Genomic DNA, 9,430 nt, shown 5'->3' with positions numbered 1-9,430 from the left:
AGAGCATGTTCATTTCATACTCATAGCGCTGGCCCTCTACCTTTAGCATAAATGGGATCATGTTGGTCGTAAAGGCTCGTAAACCAGTCTGCGTATCGTAGACCCCCACCCCAGTCTGGAGCTTGAAGAGAGACCGAGTCAGGCTGTTACCGAAGCGGCTGCGCAGAGGCACCTTGCCAGTAAAGGCGCGTGTTCCCAAAATCAGCTGGTTGGGATTTTCAGAAGCCTTGCTCGCTACGCGGAAAATATCCCAGACCTTGTGCTGGCCATCCGCATCTGCTGTGATGACGGTTCCGTATTGACCCAGAGACTGGATGTAGGTGAAGGCAGTTTTCAGCGCCTGCCCCTTGCCTTGATTGTTCTCGTGATGGAGGACAGTCGCATATTGTTCAGCCTTCTCAAAGACTGTCTGGCGCTTGGCTGAGCTACCGTCATCGATGACAATGATATGAAAATCGCTCTTACTCTGAATTTTTTGAATCAGTTTAATCAAATTATAATCGGGCTCGTAAGCCGGAATCACTAGATAGTCCATATCCATACCTCTTTCTTAGATGATGTGTAGAAAGTATACAGATTGCGGCTTAAAGCTAGCTGATATCAGTTATCTTTAAGAAAAAGTTAAATCTTCTTTAAGGAAAGAGTGAGGAAAGTATCTCGTAGGACAAAATAAAAAACTGAGAGTGGGACAGAAATCGGTAATTCGTTAGAATTCGATTTCGCCGTCCTACCTCCGCACAGTTGAGTAGGGCTGTAAAAGCTGATGAAATCAGCGTAGTAGAGCCCACTCAACCACTGCGTCTTGCTCGACAATCCAAAGACAATTGAGAGGCTAGGACTTTTGTCCCAGCCTCAGCGCTTTATTTAATAACGTTTTTCCTTGGGCCAGGTGCTCATTTCAGCAACAGCTGTAAAAAGCACGTCTGTGGATGAGTTGAGGGCAGTTTCGCAAGAGTCTTGGATGACGCCGATGACAAAGCCAACGCTGACGACTTGCATAGCCAGATCATTTGGGATGCTAAAGAGGCTACAAGCCACAGGAATCAGGAGAAGTGAGCCTCCAGCCACTCCAGAAGCCCCGCAGGCGGAAATGGCCGCAACGATGCTAAGCACCAAGGCTGTTCCAAAGTCCACCTGAATGCCCAGTGTATTGGCTGCTGCAAGGGTAAGCGTATTGATTGTCACCGCTGCTCCTGCCATGTTGATAGTGGAACCGAGAGGGATAGAGACAGAGTAGGTCTCAGGATTGAGGCCTAAATCTCGACACAGTTTCATATTAACAGGGATATTGGCAGCCGAACTGCGAGTGAAAAAGGCAGTGACACCACTGACTTTTAAGCAGCGCCAAACCAGTGGATAAGGATTTTTCCGAAGCATAATGAAGACAATCAAGGGATTGACGACCAGAGCAACAAGAGCCATGGAACCCAGTAATAGGAGAAGCAGCATGCCGTAGCTTTTGAGTGCTTCAAATCCTTTGCCAGAAATGGTCGTGTACACCAGCCCTAAAATACCAAAGGGGGCCAGATTGATAATCCATTCGACAATCTTTGAAGTAATATCTGCCAGTGTTTTCAAAAGTTCTTTACTTTGCTGACTTACTTCTCGCATGGCCACTCCAAAGACAACTGCCCAAGACAGAATCCCGATATAATTGGCCTTGGTTAGGGCGTTGATTGGATTATCGACAAGGTTGAGGAGGAGATTGCTCAGAACCTGGCCGATGCCTTCTGGGGGACTGACTTCCGAGCTGGCTGCAGTCAGCTCAATGGTTACAGGAAAGATATAGTTGGCGAGGACGGCGACAAGGGCAGCTGCAAAAGTCCCGATTAGATAAAGGATAATGACGGTTTTCATATTGCTTTTCTGCCCCTTTTGGTGCTGAGAGAGGGCGTTGGCAACGAGAGTGAAAACGAGCAGCGATGCGATAGCTTTTAGACCGCCGACAAAGATTTGACCAAGGAGGCTAATGGCGCTGGCTTGTGGGAAAATAAGAGCCAGCAGGGCGCCTGTGACAATCCCAATAGAAATCCGTTTGATAAGATTGGCGCGATTCCAAGCAGAAAGAATTCGATGAAACATAGGAGATCCCTTTCTAAAATAAACTGCTTTCCGTTATACGCTAGAGGTCGTATAAAATCAATGTTTTTGGGCATACTCTATACAGAATAGGGCCGCTTTGATGATTATCCGTCGCCCTTTGTGGTATAATGAATAAGATTTTTGTATCTCATGGGAGGAAAGAATGACAGCTAATGGGAATGTTTTTACACGCTATTTCCAGCAATTCGACTGGTCAGCTATTCTGGATGATGTGTTTTCGAAATTCGTCTCCTTGGTCTTTTTGTGTTTACTATTTTGGGTGGCTAAGAAAATTCTCCATCTCTTTGTGACTAGACTGATTGCGCCATCTTTGAAATTATCTCGGCAGGATGTCGCTCGGCAAAAGACCATTACACGTCTGATTGAGAATTTGCTCAATTATGCCCTTTATTTTCTTTTGTTCTACTGGATTTTATCTATTTTGGGCATGCCGGTCTCAAGTCTTTTGGCTGGGGCAGGGATTGCCGGTGTCGCCATTGGGATGGGAGCGCAGGGCTTTCTGTCCGACTTGGTCAATGGATTCTTTATTCTCTTGGAACGGCAGTTGGATGTAGGGGACAATGTTCGCTTGACCAATGGTGCTATCAAGATTGCAGGAACAGTTGTCAGTATTGGGATTCGGACTACGCAGGTACGCGATGCGGACGGAACTCTTCACTTTGTGCCCAATCGAAATATCACCGTTGTCAGCAATCTTTCTCGTGGTGATATGCGAGTTCTGATTGATATTCCTATCTATGCCGAGACGGATTTGGATGAGATCTATCGGATTATCGCTGCTGTCAATCAGGAAGCCGTACCAGAACATCCAGAAGTTTTGAAGGAACCTGATATTCTGGGACCGCAAATGACTGCGAGCGGGCAGTTTTACTTTCGGATTAGTTTAATCGTTGCAAGCGGTATGCAAGCGAGCCTGTATCATATTTTCTATAAGCTCTACCATGAAGCCTTGCTAAAAGAAGGAGTAGCGCTGCCAACCTTGGCTCCAGTTACAGGGAATAATGGTAAAGCTTAGTAGTGGTCAGGGAAACAAAGACAAGCAACATCTATCGGAAATAAGGTTACTAATCACTAAAAGGATGAATGGTCAGCATTTATCCTTTTTCATTTTAGCTTATCCTAGGTCTAACTCGCCTAAATATGACATGCTATGGCAAGTATTGTATAATAGGAAGAGGAGAAGGAGCAGGCATGCAGAATAATCGACTATTTCGGATATTGTACTATATTTTAGAGAGAGGAAAAGTGACTGCAACGGAGCTGGCCAAGAAATTCGAAGTTTCGGTTCGAACCATTTATCGAGATGTGGACTCTCTAAGCAGCGCTGGGATTCCGATTTATACCACGCAAGGAAAGGGTGGCGGCATAGAAATCGCAGAGGATTTTGTCTTGCGGAAGTCCTTGCTGACAGCGGAGGAGAAAGAGCAGATCATGGCTGCCCTGCAAGGTCTGGAAAGCAGCAGTCAGCTTTACCAGAGTGAGCTACTTACAAAGCTTTCGGCACTTTTTCAAATCAAAAAACCCAACTGGATTGAAATCGATTTTAATCACTGGCAAAATGATAAAGTATATGAAGATACCTTTCATCAATTAAAAACTGCAATTCTAGGCAAGCACCTTGTTTCTTTTTCTTACTTGGCTAATGATGGTCAGGAGACAAGCCGTCGAGTCAAGCCTGTCCGTTTGTTCTTTAAAAGTCAGAATTGGTATCTTTATGCTTTTTGCCTCTTGCGACAGGAATTCAGGTATTTTAAGCTATCTCGACTGAAAAATCTGGAGCGGCTGGATGAGAGGTTTGAGGACAGCTTTGAAGATGTCGTATTGGAAAAAGAACTGATCTACGAAAATACCATTAAGCTGGCAGTCAAGTTTGATCGCAAAGTGGCCTTCAGGGTTTATGATGAACTAAGCGGAGACATTCGGACAGATGCCGAAGGAAATTTATACACAGAAATAGACATTCCCAACGACCATCGTCTATATAGTTACATCCTGTCCTTTGGAGACGCTGTGGAGGTCTTAGAACCGCCCGAAATCCGAGTGAAAATGAAGGAAATGATTCATAAGCTGGCAGAAAAATATAAAACCTGACATAAGGTGTCAGGTATCTTCTTGTATACTAATGGTAAGAAGAGAAAAGGAGGCAGCAATATGAAATATGAATGGAGAAAGAGCGAGAAAGTCCTTTATGGAGCCAAGCAAAAGCCAGAGCTGATAGAGGTGCCGAGTCAACAGTTCATTGTGATCGAAGGAGCGGGTGACCCCAATGCAGCGGATTTTTCCGAGCGGGTATCTGCCCTTTATTCACTGGCCTATTCCATAAAAATGCTCTTTAAATCCATGATGAAAGATGAGGCGGAGGATAAGGTGACGGATTTCACGGTCTATCCTTTGGAAGGTGTCTGGAAAAAAGCTACTGGGAAAGGCTTCGATAAAAGTCAGCTTCGCTATCAGCTCATGATTCAGCAGCCCAATGTCATCACTCAGGATATGTTTGCGGCAACGCTTGAGAATGTCTGCAAGAAAAAGCCTAATCCTCTCTACGACGACATTTGTTTTCAAAGATTACCAGAGGAACGAGCCATTCAGATCCTACATATAGGAAGTTATGACAGTGAGCCTGCCTCTTTTGAGAAAATGGACGAGCTGGCAAGCAGCTTGGGACTGGAGAGATACGACCAAGTTCACAGAGAGATTTACTTAAGCAACAAAAATAGAACACCAGAAGAAAAGTTGAAAACCATCTTAAGGTATGCTGTCAGATAGGAGGAATGTAACATGCCAAGACCTGCAACAAAAAACGATTTACTGGCTGCAGCTACAGAAAATTTCGAAAAACTCAATCTGCTTATTTCGAACATGACAGCGGACGAGTTGGCGAGGCCCTTTGATTTTTCAAAGGATGAGAAAAAGAAAGAAGCTCACTGGAAGCGTGATCGGAATCTGAGGGATGTCTTAATCCATCTTTATGAGTGGCACCAATTGCTGCTCAACTGGGTGCAGGCCAATCAAAGGGGAGAAGAGAAGTCCTTCCTGCCTGCTCCCTACAATTGGAGAACCTATGGTGATATGAATGTCGCATTTTGGGAAAAGCACCAGCAGACCTCTCTTGAGGAGGCAAGTTCTTTGCTGGCTAGTTCACATAGAGCTGTCATGGACCTAGCCGCAACCTTGAGCAATGAAGAATTGTTTTCCAAGGGAGTTTATAAATGGACGGGCGGAACGACCTTGGGTTCTTACTTTGTCAGCGCTACATCTAGCCACTATGATTGGGCTATGAAAAAGCTTAAAGCTCATCAAAAGAATTGTAAAGCGAATCCTGTCCAATAAGCTTTTCTAGGACTTGAGACTGATTTTTAGCACTCTTGCAAAAAGAGTGCTAATTTTTTGAGTTTTTGTCTTGACTTTCATTTTCAAGAGTGTATAATAGAATCATGGTTTAGCACTCGAGGTGTTAGAGTGCTAAATATAAAAAATAAAGTCTCGCCAGTGGCTGGAATTTTCTAAAGAGAGGTGAGGTCCTTGGTAACAGAACGCCAAAATGAGATTTTAAATCTAATTATTGATATCTTTACCAAGACGCAGGAGCCTGTCGGTTCTAAAGCCTTGCAAGAGTCTATCCAGTCTTCGAGTGCCACCATCCGAAATGACATGGCGGCCTTGGAAAAGGAAGGACTGCTGGAAAAGGCCCATACATCAAGTGGCCGCAAGCCCAGTGTCGCTGGTTTCCAGTATTTCGTCCGGCATTCCTTGTCCTTTGACCAGCTGGCGGAAAATGAGCTCTACGAGGTCGTCAAGGCCTTCGATCAAGAGTTTTTCAAGCTGGAGGATATCCTGCAGCGGGCGGCAGATGTCTTGGCAGACTTGAGTGATTGCACGGTTGTAGCCCTTGATGTCGAGCCTAGTCGGCAGCGACTGACAGCTTTTGATATCGTGGTGCTCAGTCAGCATGCAGCCTTAGCGGTCTTTACTCTGGATGAGTCCAATACCCTGACCAGTCAATTCATGATTCCTAGGAATTTTCTCCAGGAAGACCTACTGCGTTTGAGGGATATGATTCAGGAGCGCTTTCTGGGACAGACGGTCTTAGATATTCACTATAAGATTCGGACGGAGATCCCGCAGATTATCCAGCGTTACTTTACGACGACGGACAATGTTCTCGATCTTTTTGAGCATATTTTTGCTCAGATGTTTTCGGAAAAAGTAGCTGTCGCTGGTAAGGTTCAGTTGCTACGTTTTGCGGATCTTGAGGCTTATCAGTTCTTTGATGATCGTCAGAAGGTGGCTTTTGAAATCCGTGATAGTCTAGCTGAGGATCAGATGCAAAATATCCGAGTCGCAGCTAGTCAAGAGGACTGTCTGGCCAATCTAACCTTGATTTCCAGCAAATTCCTGATTCCCTATCGGGGCTTTGGTATGCTGGCAGTGGTTGGTCCGGTCAATCTGGATTACCAAAAGGTGGTTAGTCAACTCAATGTTGTCAATCGAGTCCTAACTATGAAACTCATTGATTTCTACCGATATTTGAGTAGCAATCATTATGAGGTGAGTTGAACATGAAATTACATAAATTCCTAAAAAGGAGGCGAAAAATGTCTGAGGAAATAAAAAACGAAGAATTAAAAGAAGAGGAAGTGGTAGAAGCTACTGAAGAAAAGGTAGAAACCGCTGAAGAAGCTGATGAAACCACTTCTGAAAAATCAGAACTAGAACTAGCCAATGAGCGTGCAGAAGACTTTGAAAATAAATTTCTCCGTGCTCATGCAGAAATGCAAAATATCCAACGCCGTGCCAATGAAGAACGCCAACTCTTGCAACGCTATCGTAGCCAAGATTTGGCAAAAGCGATTCTCCCTTCTTTGGACAACCTTGAGCGTGCGCTTGCCGTTGAAGGCTTGACAGACGATGTTAAAAAAGGTCTGGAAATGGTGCAAGAAAGCTTGATTCATGCCCTTAAAGAAGAAGGAATTGAAGAAATCGCAGCGGACGGCGAATTTGACCATAACTATCATATGGCTATTCAAACAATTCCTGCAGATGATGAACATCCAGCAGATACCATCGCACAAGTCTTCCAAAAAGGCTACAAACTCCATGACCGCATCCTAAGACCAGCAATGGTGGTGGTTTATAATTAGGCGGTAAGTCAGAAATCTGTGATTTCGTTGACGCACCCCCGCAAGGGTGATTAGGCTGGTAACGAGCGTTTACGAAGTGAACTGCCAATCAGCTACTGCGTATAATTTCGACTCCTCGTGTCGTAATATAAATACATTGAAAACTTGTCCGAAACGACAATAAACTATGAAGAATGATAAACAATGGTTCAGCTTTGCTGATAGTGAGCGAAGCGAACCAAAGGCGATACTCTTCGCCGTGGCGCTATTTTCGCAAACTTTGAGACTTTAGGCTCAAAGTTTAGTCAAAGAGATTGACGAAGTCAAGCTCTGATGGCGTCGCCACTTAAGAAGAGTATCAAAAAGAAAAAAAGAAGATAAAACTTAAGGAGAAAAACACATGTCTAAAATTATCGGTATTGACTTAGGTACAACAAACTCAGCAGTTGCAGTTCTTGAAGGAACTGAAAGCAAAATCATCGCAAACCCAGAAGGAAACCGTACAACTCCATCTGTAGTATCATTCAAAAACGGTGAAATCATCGTTGGTGATGCTGCAAAACGTCAAGCAGTAACAAACCCAGATACAGTTATCTCTATCAAATCTAAGATGGGAACTTCTGAAAAAGTTTCTGCAAACGGAAAAGAATACACTCCACAAGAAATCTCAGCTATGATCCTTCAATACTTGAAAGGTTACGCTGAAGAATACCTTGGTGAAAAAGTAACCAAAGCAGTTATCACAGTTCCAGCTTATTTCAACGATGCTCAACGTCAAGCAACTAAAGACGCTGGTAAAATCGCTGGTCTTGAAGTAGAACGTATCGTCAACGAACCAACTGCAGCAGCCCTTGCTTACGGTTTGGATAAGACTGACAAAGAAGAAAAAATCTTGGTATTCGACCTTGGTGGTGGTACATTCGACGTATCTATCCTTGAATTGGGTGATGGTGTCTTCGATGTATTGGCAACTGCAGGGGATAACAAACTCGGTGGTGACGACTTTGACCAAAAAATCATCGACCACTTGGTAGCAGAATTCAAGAAAGAAAACGGTATTGACTTGTCTACTGACAAGATGGCAATGCAACGTTTGAAAGATGCAGCTGAAAAAGCTAAGAAAGACCTTTCAGGTGTAACTTCTACTCAAATTAGCTTGCCATTTATCACTGCTGGTGAAGCTGGACCTCTTCACTTGGAAATGACCTTGACTCGTGCGAAATTTGACGATTTGACTCGTGACCTTGTAGAACGTACAAAAGTTCCAGTTCGTCAAGCCCTTTCTGATGCAGGTTTGAGCTTGTCAGATATTGATGAAGTGATCCTTGTTGGTGGTTCAACTCGTATCCCAGCAGTTGTAGAAGCTGTTAAGGCTGAAACTGGTAAAGAACCAAACAAATCAGTTAACCCTGATGAAGTGGTTGCTATGGGTGCTGCGATCCAAGGTGGTGTTATTACTGGTGATGTGAAAGACGTTGTCCTTCTTGACGTAACACCATTGTCACTTGGTATCGAAACAATGGGTGGTGTCTTCACAAAACTCATCGACCGTAACACAACAATCCCAACATCTAAATCACAAGTCTTCTCAACTGCAGCAGACAACCAACCAGCCGTTGATATCCACGTTCTTCAAGGTGAACGCCCAATGGCAGCGGATAACAAGACTCTTGGACGTTTCCAATTGACAGACATCCCAGCTGCACCTCGTGGAATTCCTCAAATCGAAGTAACATTTGACATCGATAAGAACGGTATCGTATCTGTTAAGGCTAAAGACCTTGGAACTCAAAAAGAACAAACAATTGTCATCCAATCCAACTCAGGTTTGACTGATGAAGAAATCGACCGCATGATGAAAGATGCCGAAGCTAACGCTGAAGCAGATAAGAAACGTAAAGAAGAAGTAGACCTTCGTAACGAAGTAGACCAAGCAATCTTCGCAACTGAAAAGACAATCAAGGAAACTGAAGGAAAAGGCTTCGACGCAGAGCGTGATGCTGCCCAAGCTGCCCTTGATGATCTTAAGAAAGCCCAAGAAGACAACAACTTGGACGACATGAAAGCAAAACTCGAAGCACTCAACGAAAAAGCGCAAGCATTGGCAGTGAAACTCTACGAACAAGCCGCTGCAGCTCAACAAGCCCAAGCCCAAGCAGGAGCAGAAGGCGCACAAGCAACAGGAAACGCAGGCGATGACGTCGTAG

9 protein-coding genes are annotated in these 9,430 nt (G+C 44.3%); 7 read left to right on the top strand and 2 right to left on the bottom strand.

From position 1 onward, the window contains the following. Both RWS39_RS08765 and sstT read right to left on the bottom strand, forming a co-directional pair. Window positions 1-541: glycosyltransferase family 2 protein (locus tag RWS39_RS08765; protein WP_314482613.1), on the bottom strand; the 541-nt coding region annotated here is incomplete at its 3' end. Window positions 542-864: 323 nt separating this feature from the next. Then, complete coding sequence (gene sstT, locus RWS39_RS08760; RefSeq protein WP_314482610.1) at window positions 865-2,082, bottom strand: serine/threonine transporter SstT; 1,218 nt, start codon at window positions 2,080-2,082, stop codon at window positions 865-867. Window positions 2,083-2,245: 163 nt separating this feature from the next. Between sstT and RWS39_RS08755 the strand changes: the two genes are divergently transcribed. From RWS39_RS08755 to dnaK, 7 genes are all read left to right on the top strand, one after another. Then, window positions 2,246-3,118 (top strand): mechanosensitive ion channel family protein, encoded by an 873-nt coding sequence (locus RWS39_RS08755; RefSeq protein ID WP_314482607.1) that lies wholly within the window; start codon window positions 2,246-2,248, stop codon window positions 3,116-3,118. Window positions 3,119-3,294: 176 nt separating this feature from the next. Continuing rightward, a complete protein-coding gene (locus tag RWS39_RS08750; RefSeq protein WP_314482604.1) occupies window positions 3,295-4,194 on the top strand; it encodes a helix-turn-helix transcriptional regulator in 900 nt (299 codons plus the stop codon). Between the two features lie 60 nt (window positions 4,195-4,254). Then, window positions 4,255-4,869 carry a GyrI-like domain-containing protein gene (locus RWS39_RS08745; RefSeq protein WP_314482602.1) on the top strand — a complete coding sequence of 205 codons (615 nt, stop codon included), beginning with the start codon at window positions 4,255-4,257 and terminating at the stop codon, window positions 4,867-4,869. Window positions 4,870-4,881: 12 nt separating this feature from the next. Further along, window positions 4,882-5,433, top strand: coding sequence for a ClbS/DfsB family four-helix bundle protein (locus RWS39_RS08740; protein WP_314482600.1), 552 nt, complete (start codon window positions 4,882-4,884; stop codon window positions 5,431-5,433). A gap of 192 nt (window positions 5,434-5,625) precedes the next feature. Continuing rightward, window positions 5,626-6,660, top strand: coding sequence for a heat-inducible transcriptional repressor HrcA (gene hrcA / locus RWS39_RS08735; protein WP_314482598.1), 1,035 nt, complete (start codon window positions 5,626-5,628; stop codon window positions 6,658-6,660). A 38-nt stretch (window positions 6,661-6,698) separates the two neighbouring features. After that, on the top strand, window positions 6,699-7,244 hold the full coding sequence (gene grpE / locus RWS39_RS08730; protein ID WP_314482595.1) for a nucleotide exchange factor GrpE: 546 nt from the start codon (window positions 6,699-6,701) through the stop codon (window positions 7,242-7,244). Window positions 7,245-7,623: 379 nt separating this feature from the next. Beyond that, window positions 7,624-9,430, top strand: a 1,807-nt coding sequence (dnaK, locus tag RWS39_RS08725; protein WP_314482583.1) for a molecular chaperone DnaK, incomplete at its 3' end; no start/stop codon positions are given.

The sequence above is a fragment of the Streptococcus cristatus genome (assembly GCF_963529205.1).
In the GTDB taxonomy this organism is placed as follows: Bacteria; Bacillota; Bacilli; order Lactobacillales; family Streptococcaceae; genus Streptococcus; species Streptococcus cristatus_O.
The sequence above is the reverse complement of the archived record's forward strand: the minus strand, read 5'-3'. Positions and strand labels throughout refer to the sequence as shown.

Excerpts from the sequence above, each read along its gene's own strand:
- sstT (WP_314482610.1), bottom strand. The coding sequence starts at position 2,082 with ATGTTTCATCGAATTCTTTCTGCTTGGAATCGCGCCAATCTTATCAAA.
- RWS39_RS08755 (WP_314482607.1), top strand. The coding sequence starts at position 2,246 with ATGACAGCTAATGGGAATGTTTTTACACGCTATTTCCAGCAATTCGAC.
- RWS39_RS08750 (WP_314482604.1), top strand. The coding sequence starts at position 3,295 with ATGCAGAATAATCGACTATTTCGGATATTGTACTATATTTTAGAGAGA.
- RWS39_RS08745 (WP_314482602.1), top strand. The coding sequence starts at position 4,255 with ATGAAATATGAATGGAGAAAGAGCGAGAAAGTCCTTTATGGAGCCAAG.
- RWS39_RS08740 (WP_314482600.1), top strand. The coding sequence starts at position 4,882 with ATGCCAAGACCTGCAACAAAAAACGATTTACTGGCTGCAGCTACAGAA.
- grpE (WP_314482595.1), top strand. The coding sequence starts at position 6,699 with ATGTCTGAGGAAATAAAAAACGAAGAATTAAAAGAAGAGGAAGTGGTA.